At 60.0% G+C, this 23,986-nt stretch carries 11 protein-coding genes; 3 read left to right on the top strand and 8 right to left on the bottom strand.

Features of this window, described 5'->3' with window-relative positions; translation table 11 throughout:
• Nucleotides 1-112: 112 nt before the first annotated feature.
• Nucleotides 113-3,574, bottom strand: coding sequence for a pyruvate carboxylase (gene pyc, locus QRN60_RS19510; protein ID WP_003505139.1), 3,462 nt, complete (start codon nucleotides 3,572-3,574; stop codon nucleotides 113-115).
• A 106-nt stretch (nucleotides 3,575-3,680) separates the two neighbouring features.
• Complete coding sequence (locus tag QRN60_RS19505) at nucleotides 3,681-4,418, bottom strand: helix-turn-helix transcriptional regulator (RefSeq protein WP_003505141.1); 738 nt, start codon at nucleotides 4,416-4,418, stop codon at nucleotides 3,681-3,683.
• Nucleotides 4,419-4,756: 338 nt separating this feature from the next.
• Here QRN60_RS19505 and QRN60_RS19500 point away from each other — a divergent pair, with 338 nt between their 5' ends.
• Complete coding sequence (locus QRN60_RS19500; protein ID WP_129564803.1) at nucleotides 4,757-6,523, top strand: glucan ABC transporter ATP-binding protein/ permease; 1,767 nt, start codon at nucleotides 4,757-4,759, stop codon at nucleotides 6,521-6,523.
• A gap of 732 nt (nucleotides 6,524-7,255) precedes the next feature.
• On the opposite strand, the gene QRN60_RS19495 is transcribed toward QRN60_RS19500, so the two are convergent.
• The gene (locus QRN60_RS19495; protein ID WP_129564805.1) at nucleotides 7,256-15,751 is read right to left on the bottom strand and encodes a glycoside hydrolase family 94 protein; all 8,496 of its coding nucleotides are present in this window, start codon (nucleotides 15,749-15,751) and stop codon (nucleotides 7,256-7,258) included.
• A gap of 576 nt (nucleotides 15,752-16,327) precedes the next feature.
• Between QRN60_RS19495 and QRN60_RS19490 the strand changes: the two genes are divergently transcribed.
• Nucleotides 16,328-17,506, top strand: coding sequence for a M20 aminoacylase family protein (locus QRN60_RS19490; RefSeq protein ID WP_162690273.1), 1,179 nt, complete (start codon nucleotides 16,328-16,330; stop codon nucleotides 17,504-17,506).
• Nucleotides 17,507-17,582: 76 nt separating this feature from the next.
• Here QRN60_RS19490 and QRN60_RS19485 read toward each other — a convergent pair whose 3' ends face one another.
• Nucleotides 17,583-17,726, bottom strand: coding sequence for a hypothetical protein (locus tag QRN60_RS19485; protein ID WP_003505150.1), 144 nt, complete (start codon nucleotides 17,724-17,726; stop codon nucleotides 17,583-17,585).
• A gap of 229 nt (nucleotides 17,727-17,955) precedes the next feature.
• On the opposite strand from QRN60_RS19485, the gene QRN60_RS19480 reads away from it, so the two are divergent.
• Nucleotides 17,956-19,059 carry an NAD(P)/FAD-dependent oxidoreductase gene (locus QRN60_RS19480; RefSeq protein WP_003505153.1) on the top strand — a complete coding sequence of 368 codons (1,104 nt, stop codon included), beginning with the start codon at nucleotides 17,956-17,958 and terminating at the stop codon, nucleotides 19,057-19,059.
• 12 nt (nucleotides 19,060-19,071) lie between these two features.
• Here QRN60_RS19480 and QRN60_RS19475 read toward each other — a convergent pair whose 3' ends face one another.
• The 4 genes from QRN60_RS19475 to denD form a co-directional block, all read right to left on the bottom strand.
• Nucleotides 19,072-20,046, bottom strand: a complete 975-nt coding sequence (locus QRN60_RS19475; RefSeq protein ID WP_003505156.1) for a threonine ammonia-lyase — start codon at nucleotides 20,044-20,046, stop codon at nucleotides 19,072-19,074.
• A gap of 124 nt (nucleotides 20,047-20,170) precedes the next feature.
• Nucleotides 20,171-21,955: an IlvD/Edd family dehydratase gene (locus QRN60_RS19470; protein WP_111791626.1), complete on the bottom strand. Its 1,785-nt coding sequence runs from the start codon at nucleotides 21,953-21,955 to the stop codon at nucleotides 20,171-20,173.
• A gap of 9 nt (nucleotides 21,956-21,964) precedes the next feature.
• Nucleotides 21,965-22,867: an NAD(P)-dependent oxidoreductase gene (locus QRN60_RS19465; RefSeq protein ID WP_019566003.1), complete on the bottom strand. Its 903-nt coding sequence runs from the start codon at nucleotides 22,865-22,867 to the stop codon at nucleotides 21,965-21,967.
• The gene (gene denD, locus QRN60_RS19460) at nucleotides 22,864-23,850 is read right to left on the bottom strand and encodes a D-erythronate dehydrogenase (protein ID WP_003516536.1); all 987 of its coding nucleotides are present in this window, start codon (nucleotides 23,848-23,850) and stop codon (nucleotides 22,864-22,866) included. Before denD ends, QRN60_RS19465 begins: the two co-directional genes overlap by 4 nt.
• Nucleotides 23,851-23,986 lie beyond the last annotated feature (136 nt).

Raw genomic sequence — 23,986 nt, 5'->3', positions numbered from 1 at the left:
CAGGAATAAACGTGCACAAACATGCATATTCGAGTTTCTGCGGAAGTGCAATAAAAAACGCCCGCCGAAAAAGACGGGCGTCTGACTGTGTAATGAGAGATTCGAACGGCTTTTATTCGGCGTAAGCGATCAGCAGATCCTTCGCGTCGATCTGGTCGCCGGGGCGCACCAGAACTTCCGCGATCTTGCCGTCACGTTCGGCGTGAAGCGCAGTTTCCATCTTCATGGCTTCGATGGAGAGCAGCACGTCACCGGCCTTGACCTCCTGACCCTGATTGACGAAGACGCGACTGATAACGCCGGGCATCGGTGCGCCAATATGGACAGCATTGCCCGGTTCGGCCTTGCGGCGCACAGCTGAGCCGGAAGCACCATGGGCGCGATCCGGCACCTTGATGCGGCGCGGCTGGCCATTGATCTCGAAGAACACCGTCACCATGCCCTTGTCATCAATGCCGGACGAGGCCTGATTGACGATGACAAGCGTCTTGCCGCGCTCGATATCGGCAAACAGCTCCTCGCCATCCTCCATGCCGTAGAAATAGGCATGGGTGGGCAGCACGGAAACGGGGCCGTATGTCTCGGCGGTGAGCGCGAAATCGGTGAACACCTTCGGATACATGAGATAGGACGCGAACTCGAAGTCGTCGACCTTGCGCTCCAGCTTGGTCTCGATCACCTTCCGCTCCGCGTCGAGATCGGCATCTGCCAACAGCGAACCCGGACGAACGGTATAGGGCGCTTCGCCCTTCAGCGCCTTTTTCTGCAGGGCTGCCGGCCAGCCGCCTGGCGACTGTCCGAGATCGCCTTTCAGCATCGAAACCACAGATTCCGGGAAAGACACTTCACGATCGGGGTTTTCGACATCGGCGACCGTCAGATCCTGGCTGACCATCATCAGCGCCATGTCACCGACGACCTTGGAGGACGGGGTTACCTTGACGATATCGCCGAACATGCGGTTGGCATCGGCATAGGCCTGCGCCACCTCGTGCCAGCGGCTCTCCAGACCCAGCGAACGCGCCTGTTCCTTGAGGTTGGTGAACTGACCGCCCGGCATTTCGTGCAGATAGACTTCCGAAGCCGGTCCCTTGAGATCGCTTTCGAAAGCCGCATACTGGTTACGAACAGCTTCCCAATAGAAGGAAATGCGGCGAATCCATTCCGTATCAAGACCCGTATCACGTTCCGACCCTGCCAGCGCCTCCACGATCGAGCCGAGGCAAGGCTGCGAGGTGTTGCCGGAGAAGGCATCCATCGCGGCATCGACCGCGTCGACACCCGCATCCACGGCCGCAAGAACGGTAGCGGCAGAAATGCCCGAGGTATCATGGGTATGGAAATGGATCGGCAGACCGGTCGCCTCGCGCAGCGCCTTGAAAAGAACCTTGGCGGCAGCCGGTTTCAACAGACCCGCCATGTCCTTGACGGCGATGATATGAGCGCCGGCTTTTTCAAGCTCGGCGGCAAGGCCCGTATAATATTTGAGATCATATTTCGGACGCGCCGAATTCAACAGATCGCCGGTGTAGCAGATGGTCGCTTCGCAGAGCTTGTTCTCCTCGGCAATCGCATCCATCGAAACGCGCATATTCTCCACCCAGTTCAGGCAGTCGAAGACGCGGAAAAGATCAACCCCGCCCTTTGAGGCCTGGCGGACGAAGTATTTCACGACATTATCAGGATAATTCTTGTATCCGACGCCGTTTGCGCCGCGCAGCAGCATCTGCAGCAGCAGGTTCGGCGCGCCTTCGCGGATAAGCGCCAGGCGCTCCCACGGATCTTCGGTGAGGAAGCGCATGGAAACATCGAATGTCGCACCACCCCAGCATTCCAGCGACAGAAGTTGCGGTAGCGCCTTGGCGTAAACACTCGCGACATGGGCGATGTCATGGGTGCGAACGCGGGTAGCCAGAAGCGACTGGTGTCCATCGCGCATGGTCGTATCGGTGACCAGCACTCGCTTTTCATTACGCATCCAGTCCGCAAAGCCCTTCGGGCCAAGCTTGTCCAGCAGCTGCTTTGTGCCGTCAGGTGTCGGCGCATCGATATAAGGCACGATGGGCTTCGCCGCCTTTTCGGACGGCCTGGCGCGACCCTTGGTTTCCGGGTGGCCGTTGACGGTTACGTCGGCGAGATAGGTCAGAAGCTTGGTGGCGCGGTCCTGACGCTTGACCTGTGCGAAGAGCTCCGGCGTCGAATCGATGAACCGGGTCGTATAGGTGTTGTTACGGAAGCTGTCGTGACCGATGATGGCTTCGAGGAAGGTGAGGTTCGTCGCCACGCCGCGAATACGGAATTCGCGCAGCGCGCGGTCCATGCGGTTGATCGCCTCATCCGGTCGCGGCGCCCAGGCCGTCACCTTCACAAGCAGCGGATCGTAATAGCGGGTGATGACAGCGCCGGTATAGGAGGTGCCGCCGTCCAGACGAATGCCGAAGCCTGACGCGGAACGGTAGGCGGTGATACGGCCATAGTCCGGAATGAAATTATGCTCCGGGTCTTCGGTCGTGATGCGGCACTGCAGCGCATGGCCATTGAGACGGATGTCCTCCTGGCGCGGAACGCCGGATTCCGCCGTGCCGATGGCGGCACCTTCGAGAATATGAATCTGCGCCTTGACGATATCGATACCAGTCACGACTTCGGTGACGGTATGCTCCACCTGAATACGCGGATTGACCTCGATGAAGTAAAATTTGCCGGTATCGGCATCCATCAGATATTCGACCGTGCCGGCGCCGATATAATTGGTCGCGGCGGCGATCCTCAGGGAGTAGGCGGCCAGTTCCTGGCGCTGCGCTTCGGACAGATAGGGTGCAGGCGCACGCTCGACGACTTTTTGATTGCGCCGCTGGATCGAACAATCACGCTCGAACAGATGCACGACATTGCCATGCGTATCGCCGAGAATCTGGCTTTCGACGTGACGCGCACGCTCGACCAGCTTTTCGAGATAAACTTCATCCTTGCCGAAGGCGGCTTTCGCCTCGCGCTTGGCCTCCGTCACCTCGCGGGCGAGGTCCTCCTTTTTGCGGATGGCGCGCATGCCGCGACCGCCGCCGCCCCAGGAGGCCTTGAGCATCACGGGATAGCCGATTTCTTCGGCCATGCGTTCCACTTCCGCTATATCATCAGGCAGCGGATTGGTGGCGGGAACAACGGGGACATCAACCGAGATCGCCAGATTGCGGGCGGCGACCTTGTTGCCGAGCTGGCGCATCGTATCCGCCGTCGGTCCGATGAAGGTGATGCCGGCCTTGTTGCAGGCCTCCACGAATTCGGGGCTTTCAGACAGGAGACCGTAACCGGGATGGATCGCGTCTGCTCCCGAGAGCTTGGCCACGCGGATAACCTCCTCGATCGAAAGATAGCTCTCGATCGGCCCCATGTCCTTGGCGAGATGCGGCCCTCGGCCAACCTGATAGGATTCGTCCGCCTTGAAGCGGTGCAAAGACAGCTTGTCCTCTTCCGCCCAAATCGCAACGGTTTTAATCCCAAGCTCATTCGCTGCCCGGAAAACGCGGATCGCAATTTCGGATCGGTTGGCAACAAGTATTTTCGATATCTTCAAGACGGTCTCCCCACACGCCAAAACAAAACTTCTGCTGCACTGCGGAATTAAGCAGCAAAACCCGGTCTTGGAAAGGGCAATTCCGGCGAGAACTGTCCTGTTTGCGCTAGCTCAGCAATCCATGACGAAAAGCAAGCGCTACGGTGTGCTGTCGGTTCTTGGCGCTGAAACGGCGCTGGATTCCGTTGATATACCAGTCGACCGTGTGGTTGGAGATCGATAGCTGACGTCCGATTTCCGTCGAGGTCATGCCGTCTGCCATCAGCGTCAGCACCTCCATTTCGCGCCTCGTAAGCTCGAGAGCGGAAACGTCGGGGGCATTGCTGAAGCCATGAGCCTGCCCGGAAAGATCGAGCAGGCGCCAGAACACGGCACGCGTGGCAGCATCAAGCAGCTCCACCTGCAAGGAGGGCAATTGCCGATCCTGACCGCCAATGAAGACCGCACCGATGAATCCCGCACGACCGTGCACGGGAAAGGCATAGCCGCCCTGCAGACCGTAGCGGCCTGCGTCGTGGAAAAAGACGCTCGCCCTTTTGCGATGCATCGCACGCGGCAGGCCCTCAAGCGCTTCCTTCCATTGAAACGGCTTGTGCACCATGCCGATCACCTTGCGGACGGGATCGACGAGATTGTACTTCTTGGCCCTGTAAACCTCCAGCCAGCCTTCAGGCAGATGTTGCGCGAGAATGTGTCCACTGGAGGCGATCTCCCCGGTCATCCGCCTGCTGACGAGAAAATATTCGAAACCGTATTCGCGAATGAGCGTTGCAAATTCGGAGCGAACGCGGTCGGCGCTTCCCGCCTGGTAACACGCTGAGATGAAGTGAAGAATATCATGCATAAAGACACGGGGTCCGGAGCTTGGCTTGAAGGGAATGACACGGAGGACATGGTCCCGCGATGACGTCATGTTACTCGGGCGCCGGTCGGTTGAGATTGAACATATCGTCGTTATCAATCCCTGAAACGAAGATGCTAAATCTTGTGACGGCAGGCCCCGGGAAACATCGGGTTCGGTTTTTTCGGTTCGCACGCGCGGTCAATCTGTTAAGCCGCCATTCAGACAGAAAGAGCGATAATTACACAAAATTCGCCGTCTCATGCAACCTTGCTAAAGTAGCATGGCGTTGAGGCCGAACAATAAACCGCTTGAAAAGACGCACGGACTGGATTGAAAATTTGACCTTGTTTCAGGTTTATACACGCGCTCTGCGCTATCTGACCGTTCATAAATGGCGTGTGACGGTTGTCGTCATTGCCAACGTCATTCTTGCAGCGATCACCATCGCCGAACCCGTACTGTTCGGCCGGATCATTGACGCCATCTCTTCTGGCACCAATGTCACGCCCATTCTCATTCTGTGGGCGGGTTTTGGCGTCTTCAACACCGTCGCTTATGTCGCGGTCGCCCGCGAGGCCGACCGGCTGGCCCATGGCCGGCGCGCTTCGCTGCTGACGGAAGCCTTTGGGCGCATCATCTCCATGCCGCTCTCCTGGCACCATCAGCGCGGCACGTCGAACGCCCTGCACACGCTCCTGCGCGCCAGCGAAACGCTGTTTGGCCTCTGGCTCGAATTCATGCGCACGCATCTGGCCACTTTCGTCGCGCTGGTGCTGCTTGTGCCGACCGCCATGTCCATGGACATGCGCCTCAGTTTCGTTCTGATTGGCCTCGGCATCGTCTACTGGTTCATCGGCAAGTGGGTGATGGGCCGCACCAAGGATGGCCAGGCTTCGGTTGAAGAGCACTATCACAGCGTTTTTGCCCATGTCAGCGATTCCATCAGCAACGTGTCGGTGCTGCACAGCTACAACCGCATCGAGGCTGAAACGAAGGCGCTGAAATCCTTCACTGAAAAACTCTTGAGCGCACAATATCCGGTGCTTGACTGGTGGGCCTTTGCGAGTGCTCTGAACCGCACGGCCTCCACTGTTTCGATGATGATCATCCTCGTCATCGGTACCGTTCTGGTCAAGAACGGCGAATTGCGCGTCGGCGACGTCATCGCCTTCATCGGTTTTGCCAATCTCCTGATTGGCCGTCTGGATCAGATGCGGCAATTCGTGACGCAAATTTTCGAAGCCCGCGCCAAGCTCGAGGATTTCTTCGTTCTGGAGGATTCCGTCAAGGAACGGGAAGAGCCGGGCGACGCCCGCGAATTGTCGAATGTCTCCGGCACCGTGGAATTCCGCCACATCAATTTCGGTTTCGCCAACACCAAGCAGGGCGTTCATGACGTCTCGTTCACGGCGAAGGCCGGCGAGACCGTTGCGATCGTCGGTCCGACGGGCGCCGGCAAGACAACGCTCATCAACCTTCTGCAGCGCGTCTACGATCCCGATTCCGGCCAGATCCTGATCGATGGCACCGATATTTCGACGGTGACGAAAAATTCGCTCCGCAATTCCATCGCCACAGTATTTCAGGATGCCGGGCTGCTGAACCGCTCCATCCGCGAAAACATCCGCCTCGGCCGTGAATCGGCAACCGATGCGGAAGTGATGGAAGCAGCGGCGGCAGCGGCGGCAACGGATTTCATCGACAGCCGCATCAATGGCTATCTGACCCAGGTCGGTGAACGCGGCAACCGCCTGTCCGGCGGCGAGCGCCAGCGCATCGCCATTGCGCGCGCCATCCTGAAGAACGCTCCCATTCTGGTTCTGGACGAAGCGACCAGTGCGCTGGACGTGGAAACGGAAGCCCGCGTGAAGGCCGCTGTCGACGCGCTGAGAAAGAACCGTACGACCTTCATCATCGCCCACCGCCTTTCCACGGTCCGCGATGCCGATCTCGTCCTCTTCCTCGATCAGGGCCGGATCATCGAAAACGGTACTTTCGATGAGCTGAGCCAGCGCGGCGGACGCTTCACCTCGCTGCTGCGCACCAGCGGCCTGCTGACGGAAGATGAAGGCCAGCAACCCCGGCCAAAGGCCATAGCTTCCTGAGTGTTTGGCTGACAGAATGAAGACAGGGCGGACAGCATGTTGTCCGCCCTTTTTCTTTGCCCGCTTCCCGACGGCGGCGCCAGATCACGGGTCTCCTATCGGAGAATTCCGGTCAAGGAACTGGCCAACCAAAAATCGATCTGCCCGAATGGGAGGACATTTCCCAGAAAGGCAACGATACCTGCTGCGAGACTAGTCAGGAAAACTCCGAGCACCACGCCAAGCGTTACTCCGACGCTCGTCTTCCGCGGGTAGCGCGCCAACCAACACGACAACGCCAGGGAAAGAATGGCGAGCAACACCAACAGTGCAGGTTCTGTGAAAGAGGTGTTGAATTGCAAGGTAACTCCCTTTCCGATCGACCGAGAATATCGCGAAACACGCGGAGACCAATCAAGATTCCTGAGTGCAATTCCTGAAGCCGACCATAGATGACAGGTTCCTGCCGTTGCCCGTCTTCAGTAATTAATCACTCGCAACGGCTGCTTTTTTCCGAAAAGATTGACGACAGGTCGGACCGGACAAATCCGGCACTGCGCCGTGAAGGCCTGCCTGCATGACCTTATCTCGGTGCCGCAGGACCTTTCAGCCGACCGCTGCGAAGGAGACCGGGCTTCCGGGCCATGATCCGGCCGATGTGCCAAGTTGGAAACCAAGCTAGCACCATAAAAATTCAGGCCCCTGCGTCACCACAGGAGCCTGAGTCTAAAAGCGAACAGAGGCCTGATCGTCTCAGTCGAAGGGGATCACCCTGTCGCCTGCCGACAAAGCCTTGCCATCGACGGATACGGAGACTTCCGCCCCACCGGCCTTGCGGCTGACGGCGATGTCCCTTGCCTTCCCGTCGAGCGTGATCTTCACCGAGAAACCGCTCCAGTCCTCCGGCAGAGACGGCGCAATATGCAGCTTGCCGTCGGTGCGTGTGATGCCGAGAATACCCTCGACAGCGGCGCGGTAGAGCCAGCCGGCCGAACCCGTGTACCAGCTCCAGCCGCCACGGCCCGCATAAGCGCCTTCACCATAAACATCCGCGGTCACCACATAGGGTTCGACCCGATAGGTTTCTGACGATGCCGCATCGAGCGCATGATTGACCGGGTTGAGCAGCTTGAAGCAGTTCCATGCCTCCTGCGCCCTACCCTGCTTGGCGAGGGCAAGAACCACCCAGGTTGCGGCATGGGTATATTGCCCGCCGTTTTCACGCACGCCCGGCGGATATCCCTTGATGTAACCCGGATCATGCGGTGCACGCGAGAAGGGCGGCGTGAACAGCCTGATAATGCCGGTCTGCTCATCGACCAGATGCTCCATGACGGCATCCATCGCCTGCCGCGACCGACCCTCTTCGCCTTCGCCGGAAAGAACGCTCCAGCTCTGGCCAAGGGAATCGATCCGGCACTCCTCGCTTTCGGCGGAACCGAGCGGCGTGCCGTCATCGAAATAACCGCGCCGGTAATAGCTGCCATCCCAACCCGCTGTTTCCAGCGCGTTGCGCAGCCTTTCCCGATGCGATGCCCATTTGCCGACGCGGTCGGCATCGCCACGCTTCTCCGCAATCGTGATAAAATCGCGCAACGCCCCGGAAAGGAACCAGCCGAGCCAGACGCTGGTGCCCTTGCCGCCGACACCGACGCGGTTCATGCCATCGTTCCAGTCGCCGCCTAGGATCAGCGGCAGACCATTTTCGCCGGTGCGATGAATGGCGAGATCAAGCGCCAGCGCCGCATGTTCGTAAAGCGTAGCAGATCTGTCGCTGGTCTCCGGCTGGAAGAAAGCGTCATGCTGGCCGGGCATCAATGCGGCGCCCTTCAGGAAGGGGATGCTTTCATCGAGGATCGCGACATCACCCGTGGCCGAGACATATTGGTTGATTGCATAAGCAAGCCAGACCACGTCATCCGAGATGGTGGTGCGAACACCGGCACCGGTCAGCGGCAACCACCAGTGCTGCACATCGCCTTCCGGGAACTGACGACCGGCTGCACGCAGGATCTGCTTGCGGGCGAGATCCGGCTGGTAGAGCAGGAAGGCCAGCGTATCCTGAAGCTGGTCGCGGAAGCCGAAGGCGCCGCTCGACTGGTAAAAGGCCGTGCGCGCCAGAATGCGGCACGCCAGCGCCTGATAGGGCAGCCAGTTGTTGACCATGTGGTTGAAACCGGCATCCGGCGTGGAAACCTGCAACTGGCCGGTAAAGCCCGTCCAGAACGCCCTGCTCTCATCCAGCACCGTCTGGAAGTCCGCCTTGCGAACGTCCTTTACCAGCGCTTCGGCCTCTTCCGCATTGTCGGCATCGCCGAGAATGAAGGTCATGTGCCGTTCTTCACCGGGCTTCAGATGGATTTCCTGCATCAGCGCGGCACAGGGATCGCCGTCGACCTCGGTGCTGCCGCTGAGTGCGGCGCCGGACACGATGCCCTGCGGCGCCTGCGCCGACCCGAAGCGGCCGATGAACTCCCGGCGGCTGGTGGTAAACCCGCTCGCCTCGCTGTCGAGCGTCAGGAAAGCGGTGCGGGCGCTATAGTCGATGCTGTAGGGGTTCGACGCGAAGATAGCATTGCTGCCGGCATCGTGTCTGCTCAGAATGAACGGTGCGGATTTCTGGGCATTGTTGCCCAGCACCCATTCCACATAGGCATAGACCTTCAGGCGTCGGCTTTTTGAACCCTTGTTGCGAACGATGACCTGCGAGAACTTGACCGGTTTTTCGCGATCAACGGTCTGCGTCACTTCGACTTCAAGTGTATCGGCCACGCCTGTCAGCACGGAGTAACCCAGGCCATGGCGGGTTTCGAACATGGCTTCGGGATCGCGCGACAGCGCGGCGCAGGGCGTATAGAGCTTTCCTGTCTCCACATCGGCGACATAGAAGGCCTCACCCGGCCGGTTGACGACCGGATCGTTGCTCCAGGGCGTCAGCTGATAGTCGCGCGAATTGCGGCTCCAGCTGAAACCGGCGCCTTCGGCCGAAATGTGGAAGCCGAAACTCTCGTTCGAGATGACGTTGATCCACGGATGCGGTGTGGACTGCCCGCCATTGAGGCGCACGACATATTCCTGGCCGTTCCTGGCGAAGCCGCCAAAACCGTTCCAGAAATCGAGATCACCCGCATCTTCGACCTGTTCCGCAACCGGAAAGGCCGGAACCGGCAAACGGGCCTGCGCAGCATCGCTTGTGCCATCGGGGCCGCGATGGGCCGCAAACAGCGAGACCGCACGGTTGATCTGGTCGACAATCTTGCCGTTGCGCACGTGGAGAACAACGCGAGAAGCGGCGAGAAGCGCGCTCCACGTCTCTTCGTCCATCAGGTCGCGGCGCACGGAGAAGACGTGCGGACGACCGCCATCGGCGGGATTGATGCGGCGCTGCGCCTCGGAAATATGATCCAGCGCATGCTGCATGTCCTGTGCATAGGATGCAGCCCGTTCGTTGACGATAACGAGATCGAAGATCACGCCGCGTGAACGCAGATATTCATGGGCGCTCAGCGCCTCACGGGCGATATCCATGTCCATATCGTCGTTGATGCGCAGGCTGAAGATCGGGAAATCGCCTGAAATCGCGAGCGGCCACAAAGCACGCTGCGAGGCAAGGCCGGTTTTCAGCGTTTCCGAATCCGCACGCAGATGCATGTCCGGATAGGTCAGATAGCGGCCGAGATGCTGGAAGGCGGCCGCCTGCTGCGAGGTGACGCCCACATGGCGCATCTGCACCTGCGTGCGTGTCCAGGCGTGCACGAGTTCATGGGCAAACGCGTCCGGATGACGATAACGGTCGATCGCCTTGTCGACCTCCTCGCGGCTTGGCGCGGCAATCGTCCAGAAAATCACGCTCACCTTCTTGCCCGCCGGCACGCGTACGGTGCGGCGCAAGGACAGGATCGGATCAAGCGTAAAGCCGTCGTTGCTGGAAAGCGTCGCACCGGCATCGAAAGCCGCCGCTTCGCGCAGCGAGCGGCCGCGGCCGATGAACTTGGCACGATCGGTCTCGAATTCCGTCGGGCGCGACGGGCCGGCATTGTCGGCGGCAAGATGCGCGATGACGGTGCCGGGCTCGTTCGGGCTGCGACGGTTGCGCCAGGCGCGGATGACATCACCGCGGCGGCCAATCTCGGTCTGCACGAACATGCGCGAGAACAGCGGATGGGCGTTGTCGTCATCTTCAGACGCAATGACGGGCTCCATATAGGAGGTCACTTCGATATAGCGATCCTCGGAACCGACATTGAGCAGCGTGACGCGGCGGCCTTCGGCATCGTGCTCGGTGGCGACAATGCATTCGACCACGCTCTGCAGATCGCCGGTGGTCTTGTGGAACTCGGCCTTGTCGTCGGTGAAGATCGTCTTGGTCTTTTCGCCTTCGATAACACGCGGCTCTGCCGTCGCACTCCACCATTGTCCGTTGGTGGTGTCGCGCAGGAAGATGAAGGTGCCCCAGCGGTCTTCGGTCGGATCGGCCTTCCAGCGGGAAATCGCCTGACCGTTCCACTTCGAATAACCGGCACCCGTAGAGGTGAGCATCGTCGAATAATGGCCGTTCGAAAGGAACACCACTTCGCGGTCGCGCGCGGCCGGGTCGACGATGGAGCGCACTTCCGCACGCAACAGGTCCGCCTGTTCCTTGCCGGGGGTTTCCGGCTCGTATTTCGCGCTCATGACGGGCACTTCGCGCGGTGCCTTTTCCTGCAACAGCAGTTCGGCCGCTTCAATCACCGGATCGGAATGGAAGAGTTCGCGCAGCACGCCATCGAAAGCGACGTTGGCGACGGCCGCAATCGACATGCCGTGGTGGTGGGCATAATAGTTGTAGACCACCGCGCAGACCTTACCATCAGGCACACGTGTCGGTGTGAAATCCACCGCATCATGAAAGCCGTACTGGCCAAGCGCGCCAAGCTTGCGCAGCTTGTCGAGGTTCTCAAGCGCACCATCAGGATCGTACTGGCTGGCGAGGATCGACGCATAGGGCGCGATCACTGCATTCTGGCCAAGGCCGCGCTTGAGACCAAGCGTCGGCACGCCGAAGTTGGTGTACTGGTAGTTCATGTTGTGATCGCGGGCGTTGAACGCCGCTTCGGAAATGCCCCATGGCGTGCCGAGGCGGCGGCCGTGGTTCATCTGTTCCTTGACGATCAGATTGTTGGTCTGGTTGAGAATGCCACCCTGACGCTCCTGCATGACGAGCGGGGGCATCAGATATTCGAACATCGAACCCGACCAGGAGACCAGCGCGCCCTGCGCGCCGATCGGCACGACCTGACGGCCGAGACGGTACCAGTGCTCTGTCGGCAGATCACCCTTGGCGATGGCAAACAGGCTGGTCAGGCGGCATTCGGACGCCAGAAGGTCGTAGCAGGCCTCATCCAGCTCCTTGCTTTCGACGCGGTAGCCGATCGAGAGAAGACGACGATCCTTGCGGTAAAGGAACGTGAAATCCATCGAGAAAGCGAGGTTGCGGCTGCGGTCGCGCAGCGATGCGAGACGCTGGCGCAACGGTTCCATATTGGTGAGATCGATGGCGCTGTCGGAAATATGCGCCTCACAGCAATCCACCAGCAATTGCGCCCAGCGGGTCACTTCCGCGCTCTGCGCAGACTTCACTTCGTGATCGACATTGGTAGCGAGTTTCTGGATGTCGCGCGCAAGCACCGCCAGATTGATGACGCGGATCGACGCGAATTCATGCTCGCGCTTGACGGAGGCGAGAGCGTTCGAGAAGCCGATGATACGCTCTTCAAGGCGGCGATGCAGCGGACGCAGGTTCTTGCGGTCGTCAGGCAGCGCCTTCAGCGTTTCGCGCAGGATGCCGGCAAGATCACCGATACCGTCCAGATTGCCCTGAAGATGCGCGGAAGGCGCTTCCGCCCACTGTCGGCAGGCCGAAGAGACCGCGATCAGGTGACCGGCGAGGTTGCCGCTGTCCACCGCCGAAACGTAGCGGGGTCCAAGCGTCTGCAACGTGTCCGTATGGTACCAGTTGTAGAGATGGCCGCGATGTTTCTCCATCTTCTCGACGGTCTGGATCGTGTTCTCGATCCGCTCCAGAGTATCGGCAAAGCTGATCCAGCCGAACTGGCGCGCCGAAATGATGGAGAGCAGGTAGACGCCGATATTGGTGGGCGACGTACGCGATGCGACGATCGGCTCCGGCGTTTCCTGGAAGTTATCAGGCGGCAGGTGGTTTTCCTGCGGCGTCACGAAGGCCTCGTAATAACGCCATGTGCGGCGCGCGATCTTGCGAAGCTCGAAGGAGACGTGTTCCGAAACGAACAGCCGGTCTTCGGTTTCAGCCGACTGGCTGACATACCAGGCAACGGCAGGCGACAGAACCCAGAGAAGCGTGAAGGGAATGCCGATCAGGAAGGCATTGTCACCCGGCAGCGCCGCGAACAGCAGGCCGAGCATCGCCACTACGGGCGCATGCCACATCTGTCGATAATAATCGATGATGCTGCCCTGCGCGCTCGACTGCATGCTGGCGGCGGTACGCCATTCCAGCATCAGCTTGTGGCTGACGAGCAGGCGGTAAAGCGAGCGGGCAATAGCATCCGTCATCATGCAGGCGGCATCGGCGATGAAGACGATGCGCAGCGCCACCTGTGCGTTGGTCGCGCGGATTTCCGACCAGATGGTGTGAAAATGCGCCTGCGGCACGATATCGGTGGAGCGGGGCACGAGGCCGGAGAGCAGGGAAAGCGTGGGGGCTACGAACAGCGAGAAGATCAGCAAAATCTGCCAGATCAGCGCGCCCAGTGGGTCCATGAAATACCAGCCGAGGATCGAAGCGAAGAACCAGGCGATCGGCGTCAGCGAGCGACGCAGGTTATCGACCATCTTCCAGCGGCCGATCGCGGTAACGCCACGGGCACGATCGAGGATAAAGGGCAGAAGCTGCCAGTCGCCACGCGCCCAGCGATGCTGGCGCGACACTTCAACCTCGTAACGGGTCGGGAAATCCTCGACCAGCTCCACGTCGGTCACCAGCGCGCAGCGCGCGAAGGAGCCTTCGAGCAGATCGTGGCTGAGAATGGAGTTTTCCTCGATCCGGCCCTTCAGCGCCGCCTCAAAGGCATCCACGTCGTAAAGGCCCTTGCCGGTGAAGGTGCCCTCGGACGTCAGGTCCTGATAGACGTCGGAAACGGTGAAGACGTAAGGATCGATACCGCGGTTGATCGAGAAGACCCGCTGGAAAACGGATGCGTCCTTGCCGGTGGTGAGCGAGGGCGTTACGCGCGGCTGCAGCAGACCGTAGCCTTCGACAACCCGTCCGGACACCGGGTCGATCACCGGACGATTGATCGGGTGGTGCATCTTGCCCACGAGCTTGGTCACCGCATCGCGCATCAGGCGCGTATCGGCATCCAGTGTCATGACGTATTTCACGCCCTCCGGCACGACATTGGCGCCGCCCAGGAACGTTGTATCCTTGTCGCCGCGCAGCAGCATGTTCAGCTCATGCAGCTTGCCGCGCTTGCGCTCCCAGCCCATCCAGCAGCCTTCAGCCGAATTGTAGATGCGGCGGCGGTGTAGCAGGTAAAAGCGCGTCTTGCCGTCAAAGGCATAACGGCTGTTCAGCGCCGCAAGCTCACGCTTGGCATAATCGAGAATTTCGAGGTCATCGTCGGACTGTTCATACTGCGCATCGCGCCAGTCGCTCACCAGCGAGAAATAGATCTCGCCATGCGGATTGGCGAGATAATGCACCTCGATATTGCGCATCATCTCATCGACACTGTCGCGGCTGGTCAGCATGCAGGGCACGGCAACCAGCGTGCGGGCGTCCTGCGGAATGCCGTTCTTGAACTCGTATCCGACCAGCCGGAACGGCTTCACAAAGAAGGTGACGAGCGTGTTGAAGAGGCCGGTCGCGCCCTCGGATGCCGGCAATGCGAACATCAGCAGGAAGGCGGTCACCACATACCAGGGCATGCCCGCCTGCGCCAGGAACCAGCCAACGGCGAGCATGGCGAGCGCGGTGATTAGAAACACCGGCGCCGCAATCGCAAGCCAGTTGAACTTGCGCATCGCCCGGACGATACGCTGCGACACCAAAGGCCGGTAACCCAGCGCCTTCTCAAGCTCGAAACGACGCTGGCCCACGAGCACGGAGCCGACATTGACGGGATGTGTCTCGTCCGCCTCCACAGGCGTATCAGCGCGCGCCATTTCGACAGCGGCACGCGCAACCTCAACTTCAGTCTTGGGAGAACGGCGCGCCAGAAGTTCGATAGTATTGCGGTAGGTGTTTCGCGAACCGAAATCGAGCGTTTCGTAATCGGTCTCTTCGCGCAGAACCTTGTCGATGTGGCTGACTTCCTCGAACCACACCGACCATTCGGTATCGTCGATTTCGCGCAGGCTCTTGACGATGTTGCCCATCGTCACGTTGCCGGATGCAAGACGGTTATGTTCCGACATCATGACGTTTTCGGCGTCCGTGCCGGCAGCATGCAGGCGCTCTTCGAGCCATGCCACCGCAAAACCCGATGTCTGGGAGCCGTTGCGGAGACGATAAAGGAATTGCGTTGCGAAAGTCGGGTCGTCGACCAGCGTATCGACCTGCTTCAAAAGGGCCGCGGAGGCCTCCGCATCGTTGAGACGAATGATCTCGTCAACGACCTCGTTCGCCTTCTGGCGCATGCGGCGCGAACGCTCCACACGGATGGAGATGCGGCGAAGATTTTCGATGAGGACAAAACGGATGATCGACGGCAGCGCCCACAATTCGCCGATCTGCAGCGTCTTTGAGGTCTGGTAGCCATCCACCAGCGCCGTCATGTTCTCGCGCGAAACCGTGCTGTGGGTATGGGCGACATAAAGCCAGCCGAGCGCCATGACCCGCGGGATCGTCACACCGCCCACCGTCATCGTCGGCAGCTGGCGATAGAACTTGCGCGGAAAATCGCGGCGGACTTCCTGGATCGCCTCTTCGATGACGTAGTGATTGTCGAGCAGCCATTCCGCCGCCGGCGTTATCGTCGCGCCATTTTCCGCGTCGACCGCCGTTGTGCGGTAGACCCGCAGAATTTCCTTCTCGTTCTCACGATGACGTTCGAAGAAATCGAACTCCATGAAGCCGGGAAGGCTGTCGGCGCCATCGCGCGAAAGCGCGGCGCCCGCATCATGCAGTTCCTCGACCGTCATATAGGACGCGCGGATCGAATCGTTATGATCGATCTGCTTCGTCTCGGAATCACGGGCGGCGGCGGTCGGGGTAATATGAAATGACATCGGGCTCGTATTCTGAACTTTAGGGAAACTTGTTCGACTTGACCGGCATTTCGTCCATGGCGGGAACACATACGAAAATCAGGCCACGCTATATTTATGACTTATCCTGAACCTTCGGTGAACCGGACCGGACGCCGTGCGGAACGAATCGTCAGGCGGGTGGTATCCGCAGGTGCAGCATGTTGCAGTGAAATTATTCCGATACGATCGGAAAACCGCAGATCGGTGCGGACAGGAGATTTTCGATAACAGGAAGAAAATGGCATCCTGCGGCCCGGCAATGCCGTTCCGACCGAATTTCGCACCCTCCCCGACGGCGAAAATTGTTCGCGCAACGTCGATAATCCCCCGTTGACAACCTGAAGGGCAACGCGGAACCGAGACTGCCCGCGCTACATCCGAAAGAAGCTAATGCCCCAGGACGTCAATAGTTCCATGCCACCTGTCGCGGCACGATGCAAGCGCTGAATTTCAGGCCATTTCCGCGCCGATAACGACACTTTAGAATACATAAATATGCTGATATGTCCCTTGGGAAAGACGCCGGAAAAAACGGCCAAACCCGGGATTCTGAAAATGACGAAACAGACCGCGAATATCGCATTCTTTGCCAACCATATGCCAGATGTGGTGGCCATACGCCGCCACCTGCACCGCAATCCGGAAATCGGTCTTTTGGAGTTCAAAACCTCGGACTTCATTGCCGGGCAATTGGTGGAAATGGGTTATGAGGTGACGCGCGGGCTCGCCGGCACCGGTATCGTCGCCACTCTGCGCAATGGCGACAGCACACGCACGCTCGGCATCCGCGCCGATATCGACGCCCTGCCGATCCACGAAGAGACGGGGGCGGATTATGCAAGCGCCAATCAGGGCGTGATGCATGCCTGCGGCCACGATGGCCACACCGCCATGCTGCTCGGCGCGGCAAAGATCATCGCTGAGCGCAAGAATTTCGATGGAACCCTGCATCTGATCTTCCAGCCGGCGGAAGAAAATTTCGGCGGCGCCAGAATCATGATCGAGGACGGGCTATTCGAACGTTTTCCCTGCGATGCGGTTTTTGCCCTGCATAACGATCCCGGCCTGCCCTTCGGGCAATTCGTGCTGCGCGAGGGGCCGATTCTCGCCGCTGTCGACGAGTGCAAGATCACCGTCAACGGTTACGGCGGCCACGGCGCCGAGCCGCAGGACGCGGCCGACCCCATCGTTGCCGGCGCGAGCATCATCATGGCCTTGCAGACGGTGGTATCCCGCAATATCCATCCGCAATTGTCGGCGGTCGTCACCGTTGGCGCGTTCCATGCGGGTGCTGCCAGCAATGTGATTCCCGAGACGGCGGAAATGCTGCTGACCATCCGCTCCTTCGATCCGGGCGTGCGCGATGAGCTGGAAAAGCGCATCCGGGCGATAGCCGAAGGCCAGGCGGCCAGCTATGGCATGAGCGTCACCATCGATTACGAGCGCGGGTATAACGCAACGGTCAACCACAAGGCGGAAACGGATTATGTCGCCGATCTCGCCCGCCGCTTTGCCGGAACTGAAAGGGTGGCTGAGATGCAGCGCCCGTCGATGGGCGCGGAAGACTTCGCCTATATGCTGGAGAAGCGGCCCGGCTGTTATTTTTTCCTCGGCACCGCGCGCACCGACAACGACCCACCGCTGCACCATCCGAAATTCGATTTCAACGACGATATCCTGCCGATCGGAACCGCTTTCTGGGTTGATCTGGCCGAGGATTACCTGAAGGCATGAATGGACATGAAAAAGGCCGGTCGGAGGAGCGACCGGCCTTTTGTTCTCAAATACCCTGATGAGAAAGTCGGGAGGATCAGGGAACGAGACCGAATATGACGGCAGCGACAAACGCCACGCAGACGCCGACAAGAGCCGCATGAACCGAATCTTTCCAGTTACGCGGCGACTGGGGCTGCGAGACAAAGTCTTTCACTTTTCCTGCCTTGGAATAAGACATTGTGCACTCCCTTCCTGCTCGGCCCTTCAAAGCGGGCATTGCTTATTTCACGTAGAGAATAGCTTTATTCCCCACTGTTTCAGTAGAGATAAAATTCCATAAGATTGGCGCATCGGGAAAAATACGGATTGCGACTTGCCCACCGGCAAGCATCAATCTACCCATTGCCCGGGATCAACGCGCTGGAGGGCATTTCCGTTCAAAACCAGCGGCGGGCACGGAAAAGACCATGACGGATATCGACGCCATCATCATCGGAGCCGGGGTGATCGGACTGGCGACAGCACGCGAGCTGGCGATGCGCGGCCTCTCCGTCATCATCCTCGAAAGCGAAAAGGAATTCGGCTCGGCCACTTCCTCCCGCAACAGCGAAGTCATTCACGCCGGGCTCTATTATCCGGCCGGAAGCCTCAAGGCCCGGCTTTGCGTGGAAGGCAAGGCGCGACTCTATGCTTTCTGTCAAAGCCACGGCGTCTCATATCGCCGCTGCGGCAAACTCATCGTCGCCGCGAGCGATGAAGAGACGGCCATGCTCACCACCCTCCGCGAAAAAGGCAAAGCCAACGGTTGCGACGACCTTGAGCTGATCGATGAGCGACAGGCAGTCTCGCTCGAACCCGCGCTCACCTGCGTCGCAGCCCTGACATCGCCCTCGACCGGTATCATCGACAGCCATGGTTATATGCTGGCGCTCCTTGGAGACGCGCAGGATCATGGCGCAGCCCTTGCCCTGAACGCACCCTTCGAAAAGGCAGAAGTGATCGGCGATGGTTTCCGGGTTCACGTCGGCGGCGCGGAGCCCACAAGCCTGACATGCCGGCTGCTCGTCAATTCCGCCGGACTTGTTGCGCCGATGGTGGCAAGAAAGATCGAAGGATTGTCGGAGGATTTGGTCCCGCAAGCGCGTTTTGCCAAAGGCAGCTATTTTTCGCTGGCCGGCAAGTCGCCCTTTTCACGGCTGATCTACCCCGCACCTCACACCCATGGCCTTGGCGTGCATCTCACTCTCGATCTTGCCGGCCAGGCCCGTTTCGGGCCGGATGTGGAATGGGTGGACACCATCGATTACGCCGTTGATCCCCGCCGCATGGAGGGTTTTGGCGACGCGATACGGCGTTATTGGCCGGGCCTTCCCGACCATGCGCTGATTCCGGCCTATTCCGGAATCCGGCCGAAGATTTCCGGTCCGGACGAACCGGCCATGGATTTCCGCATTGACGGGCCGGAAACCCACGGCGTTGCCGGCCTCGTCAATCTCTTCGGCATAGAAAGCCCCGGCCTGACCGCCTCGCTGGCGATTGCCAACGAGGTCGCGGCACGACTCGAGGCTTGATCTCAACCTCATTCAGCCGAAACGGGACAGCGCGCCCGCCATGATGTCAGGATCGACATTGCCGCCGGAAGCCACTGCAATCGCCGTTTCGCTCTCCAGTTCATCGCCGTGGAAGAGGGCCGCCGCCAGCGCCACCGCACCACCGGGCTCGACGACGATCTTCAGCCGGTTGAAGGCGAGAACCATCGCCCGCAGCGCTTCCTCCTCGGTCACGGCAATGCCCTTTCCGCAAAGCTCCGCCATGATCGGGAAAGTAATGTTTCCGGGCTGTGGCGTGACGATCGCGTCGCAGATCGAACCCGAGGTCGTGGCGTTACGCTCGATCTTGCCCGAGGCAAGGGAACGGGCCACATCGTCGAACCGCTCCGGTTCTGAAGTCCTGACCTTGTAGTTCTGAGCTTTCGCCGCAAGTGCAAGGGAGATGCCGGATGTGAGGCCACCGCCACCGCAAGGCACCAGAACCTCGGCTGCATAGATACTCAGCTCCGCGCCCTGTTCGGCAATCTCCAGCCCCACCGTCCCCTGCCCGGCAATAACCAGCGGTTCGTCATAGGGCCTGATCAGTGTCAGCCCACGCTCGCGCGAAATGCGATCTCCGATGGCATCGCGATCTTCGTTCGCCCGGTCGTAGAGCACCACCTCCGCGCCATAGGCGCGGGTATTGTCGATTTTGATCTTCGGTGCATCCGACGGCATGATGATGACGGCGGGAACGTCGTGCAGGCGGGCTGCAAGGGCCACGCCCTGCGCATGGTTGCCAGAGGAAAAGGCGATCACGCCCTTGGCGCGCACCTGCGCCGGCAGGCCGGAGACGGCCGACCAGCCGCCGCGAAACTTGAAGGAACCCGTCCTCTGCAGGCATTCGGCCTTCACGAACAGCTTTCGCCCAGCAATCTCATCCAGAAAAGGTGACGACAGCAATGGCGTCCGCACCGCATGGTTGCCGATACGCTCGCGCGCGGCCTCTATCATCGAAATATCTGTCATGTCCTGCCCTCGATAATGCGGATGTAACGCGGATTCGCGGATACATTAGGAGGTCGCAATCAAATGCGAAACAGTCCGAAAGGAAAAATCCCCGGACGTGGCCGGGGATTTTTGTCAGGTGCGATCAATGATTGTGCCGGGGCATCTTCTCGGCGATCCGGCGGAAATCCGCAGCTCCTTCCAGAACCGCGCCGTCCGAAAGCTGGGTCACCGACTGACGATAAATGCGCTGCCAGGGCGTCGCATCCGCGGGAACAGCGGGAATGCCGTCAGCCTTGCGGGCCGCAAGCTCCTCATCCGGCACCAGCGCATTGCACTCGCCTTTGTTGAAGTCGATGCGGATCACATCGCCCGTGCGGAGCCATGCCAGCCCGCCGCCTGCGGCACTTTCCGGCGAGGCGTTGAGGATCGACGGGCTGTCCGCCGTTCCCGATTGCCGGCCGTCGCCGATCGTCGGCAGGCTGGTAATGCCCCTTTTCAGCAGCGCATCCGGCGGCTGCATGTTGACGACCTCGGCCGAACCCGGCCAGCCGAGCGGTCCCGCTCCGCGAATAACGAGGATGGTGCGCTCATCGATATCCAGGGACGGATCATTGATGCGGGCGTGATAGTCTTCCGAACCATCGAACACCACACATTTGCCCTCGAAAATGCCCTCGCGGCCCGGCTCGCTCAGATAACGCTGCCGAAATTCCGCCGAAATCACGCTCGTCTTCATGATGGCGAAATCGAACAGATTGCCCTTGAGGACGAGGAAACCGGCCCGTTCCTTGAGCGGCTTATCGTAAGGAAGGATCACGTCGCGGTCGGTCGATTCCCGCCCGTCCAGATTTTCCGCCACGGTCTTGCCGGTCACGGTCGGACAGCTCCCATCAAGCTTGCCTGCCTTCAGAAGCTCCCACATGATGGCGGGCGTACCGCCGGCACGGTGATATTTCTCGCCCAGCCATTTTCCGGCGGGCTGGACATTGGCGATGAGCGGAATGTCATAACCGTGAACCTGCCAGTCGTCCTCGCGAAGTTCGACGCCCGCATGTTTCGCCATCGCCGCCAGATGCGGCTGGGCATTTGTCGAACCGCCGATCGCCGAATTGACGCGGATCGCGTTCAAAAACGCCTCGCGCGTCATGATATCCGAAGGCTTGATATTCTCGACAACCAGTTCGACGGCGCGACGGCCGGTGCGATAGGCCATCTGGCCGCGTTCGCGGTAAGCGGCCGGGATCGCGCCGCAGCCGGTCAGCGACATGCCGAGCGCTTCGGCAATGGCATTCATGGTGGAGGCCGTGCCCATGGTGTTGCAGTGGCCAACCGACGGAGCGGATTCCAGCGCCGCCTGCAGGAATTCCTCGCGGGTGATTTCGCCGGCGCCATATTTGCGGCGCATGCGCCAGATGACCGTCCCGGAACCAACCAGATCGCCGTCATGGTACCCGTCGAGCATCGGCCCGCCGGATAAGACGATAGCCGGAATATCAACCGTGCTTGCCGCCATCAGCGCCGAAGGCGTGGTCTTGTCGCAGCCCGTGGTCAACACGACGCCATCGAGCGGATAACCGTAAAGCACTTCCACCAGGCTGAGATAGGCAAGATTGCGGTCAAGCGCCGCTGTCGGTCGCTTGCAGTTTTCGAACATCGGATGGGTCGGAAACTCGATAGGGATACCGCCCGCATCACGGATACCATCGCGCACCCGCTTGACCAGTTCGACATGGACGCGGTTGCAGGGCGTCAGGTCGCTGCCGCTCTGCGCGATGCCGATGACCGGCTTGCCGGAACGCAGCTCTTCCGGCGTCACGCCATAATTCATGAAGCGCTCCAGATAGAGCGCCGTCATGTCGAGATGGTCAGGGTTGTCGAACCAGTCCTGGGATCGCAGCCGCCGCACGGGTGTCTTGTCGTCGCTCATGAGACCGCCTCAGCCCTGTTCCCGGTTGTTGAGTTTTTCGAGGTAAAGCAGGATACCGCTATGGTCGATATCGGCTCCGCCATCGCTGACGAAATCATCGAACTCCCGCGTTACCTGCTGGGTCAAAGGCAACGTCAGGGACAAATCCTTCGCCGTCGCCAGCACCCCGTTCAGATCCTTGAGCTGGAACTTGGAGGGTCCGCCTGGCGCGAAATTGCGCTTCACCATGCGTTCGCCGTGCAACTCCAATATCCGGCTTTCGGCAAAACCGCCACGTATGGCGTTACGGAACCCTTCGCGGGATGCCCCGCCCGCTTCCACAAGCATCATCGCCTCGGCAACCGCGCCGATGGTGATGGCGACGATCTGCTGGTTTGCGAGTTTGCAAAGCTGGCCCGCACCGGAGGGGCCGACATAGGTGAGCCTGCCCATCGGCGCGAAGAAATCCGAAAGACCAGAGATCAGCGCCTCATCGCCACCGGCCATGATCGCGAGCGTACCCGCCGTTGCGCCCGGCACACCGCCGGAGACCGGCGCATCGACATGATGAATGCCCATTGCCCGTAGCCGGGAGGAGTGTTCGCGCGCAATAGGCGGCGCAATGGAGCTGCTGTCGATGACAACAGCGCCTTTTTCCAGCGCTTCGGCCACACCCGCCTCGAACAGCACCTCGCCCACGGCTTTGCCATCGCTCAGCATGGTGATGACGATATCGGCACCCCTGGCGGCTTCGGCCGGCGATGCCGCGAGAACCGCGCCATCGGCAACCAGCGCCTCAGCCTTTTCGACGCTGCGGTTCCACACCGCAACCGAAAAGCCCGCGCCCAGCAGACGCCGGGCCATCGGCCCGCCCATCAGGCCTGTGCCGATAAAGGCAACCGACCGCTTCTTCTCCTCCCCGCCGACACTCATTTCAGTGAACCTCCCAGTTCGTCCTCGATATGAACCTGAATGATCTCTTCGAAGGAGCTTTCAGCCGTAAAGCCAAGTTCACGGGCGCGCTTTGCTTCGAAACCGGGCGCCCAGCCTTCGCACATGCGCATGATCATCTCATTCGGCTCGCGGCGAATGAGGGCAACGGCCTTTTCGCCCGCAACCTTGCGCAGCGCTTCAATCTGTTCGCCAACGGTGGCGCTGAGGCCGGGCATGGACAGGTTGCGGCGGGGACCGACCTTTTCCACGTCGATCGTTGCGCCATGAAGAAGGAAACCAACAGCGGAACGCGGCGAAGCGTGCCAATGGCGAATGCTTTCCGGCACCGGCAGAACCGCTTCCTGACCAACCAGCGGCTCGCGCAGGATGTTGGAGAAGAAGCCGGAAGCAGCCGCATTCGGCTTGCCGGGGCGAATGCAGATCGTCGGCAGGCGAATGCCGATACCGTCGAAGAAACCGCGACGGCTATAGTCGGAGAGCAGCAGCTCGCAGATCGCTTTCTGCGTGCCGTAGCTGGTCAGCGGCGTGGTGTGGAACTCATCCGGAATCGGATAGGGGAGCGGCGCACCGAATACGGCGATCGACGAGGTGAAGACCACGCGCGGCTTGTAACCGTCCTTGCCGTTGGCAATGCGGATGGCGTCGAAGAGATAACGCGTGCCATCGAGATTGATACGGTAGCCCTTGTCGAAATCAAGTTCGGCTTCACCGGATACGATGGCAGCAAGATGAAAGATCACATCGGGGCGGGCTTCGACCAGCTTTTCGGCTTCGCCCGGCGCGGACAGATCGGCTGCGCGCGCATCAACCGCACCCGAGAAGCCGGCCGGCGCTTCAGGCTGAAACACGTCGATAAGCGTGAATCTGTCAATCGACTTGCCGCCAAGCGATCCATCCTTGACGAGACGCTGCGTCAGCTTACGGCCAACCATGCCTGCAGCACCGATGATTGCGATATGCATATCTTCCTCCTCTTTGGCCCGGTCATTCTCCCGAGACCGAAAAAACATCATCGGCTCGTGAACCGATAAATTAGCTTGTAAGGTTGTCTGATAACCTTATATGGTTTGATTGAAAATAGTATTTTTTCACAAACCG

Source organism: Agrobacterium sp. CFBP2214, assembly GCF_030209895.1.
Taxonomy (GTDB): Bacteria; Pseudomonadota; Alphaproteobacteria; order Rhizobiales; family Rhizobiaceae; genus Agrobacterium; species Agrobacterium radiobacter.
The sequence above is the reverse complement of the archived record's forward strand: the minus strand, read 5'-3'. Positions and strand labels throughout refer to the sequence as shown.

What these genes read in the sequence shown, in the direction of transcription:
- QRN60_RS19505 (WP_003505141.1), bottom strand. Translation starts at nt 4,418, where the DNA reads ATGCATGATATTCTTCACTTCATCTCAGCGTGTTACCAGGCGGGAAGC.
- QRN60_RS19495 (WP_129564805.1), bottom strand. Translation starts at nt 15,751, where the DNA reads ATGTCATTTCATATTACCCCGACCGCCGCCGCCCGTGATTCCGAGACG.
- QRN60_RS19490 (WP_162690273.1), top strand. Translation starts at nt 16,328, where the DNA reads ATGACGAAACAGACCGCGAATATCGCATTCTTTGCCAACCATATGCCA.
- QRN60_RS19485 (WP_003505150.1), bottom strand. Translation starts at nt 17,726, where the DNA reads ATGTCTTATTCCAAGGCAGGAAAAGTGAAAGACTTTGTCTCGCAGCCC.
- QRN60_RS19480 (WP_003505153.1), top strand. Translation starts at nt 17,956, where the DNA reads ATGACGGATATCGACGCCATCATCATCGGAGCCGGGGTGATCGGACTG.
- QRN60_RS19475 (WP_003505156.1), bottom strand. Translation starts at nt 20,046, where the DNA reads ATGACAGATATTTCGATGATAGAGGCCGCGCGCGAGCGTATCGGCAAC.
- QRN60_RS19470 (WP_111791626.1), bottom strand. Translation starts at nt 21,955, where the DNA reads ATGAGCGACGACAAGACACCCGTGCGGCGGCTGCGATCCCAGGACTGG.
- QRN60_RS19465 (WP_019566003.1), bottom strand. Translation starts at nt 22,867, where the DNA reads ATGAGTGTCGGCGGGGAGGAGAAGAAGCGGTCGGTTGCCTTTATCGGC.
- denD (WP_003516536.1), bottom strand. Translation starts at nt 23,850, where the DNA reads ATGCATATCGCAATCATCGGTGCTGCAGGCATGGTTGGCCGTAAGCTG.